The sequence below is a fragment of the Polaromonas sp. P1_G2 genome, assembly GCF_056405515.1.
Genome location: NZ_JBFUBY010001172.1, coordinates 1 through 448 on the forward strand (window position 1 = coordinate 1; position 448 = coordinate 448).

Here is a 448-nt window from a genome sequence, read left to right on the forward strand (position 1 = left end):
CTCCAAGGTGGCGCCGGCCAAAAGCGACGTGCATATGGAAGACGTGCATCGCGCCGGCGGCATCATGTCGATCCTCGGCGAGCTCGATCGTGGCAACCTGCTCAACCGCGACTGCGTCACCGTGCATTCGGCGACGCTCGGCGACGCCATCGACCGCTGGGACATCACCCGCACCAACAGCGAGTCGGTACGCAATTTCTATCGTGCTGCCCCTGGCGGCATTCCCACGCAGGTGGCCTTCAGCCAGGAAGCGCGCTGGGACGATCTCGACACTGACCGCGAAAAGGGCGTCATCCGCTCGGTCGAGCACCCATTCTCAAAGGATGGCGGTCTTGCCGTGCTCAAGGGCAACCTTGCCGTCGATGGCTGCATCGTCAAGACGGCCGGCGTCGATGAAAGCATCCTGAAATTCTCCGGTCCGGCAAAGGTCTTCGAGAGCCAGGACGCG

At 63.2% G+C, this 448-nt stretch carries 1 protein-coding gene; it reads left to right on the forward strand.

Annotation, left to right across the window (positions count from 1 at the left end):
- A partial coding sequence (locus AC1D0P_RS29620; protein WP_477679997.1) for a dihydroxy-acid dehydratase domain-containing protein occupies positions 1–448 on the forward strand: 448 nt, incomplete at both ends.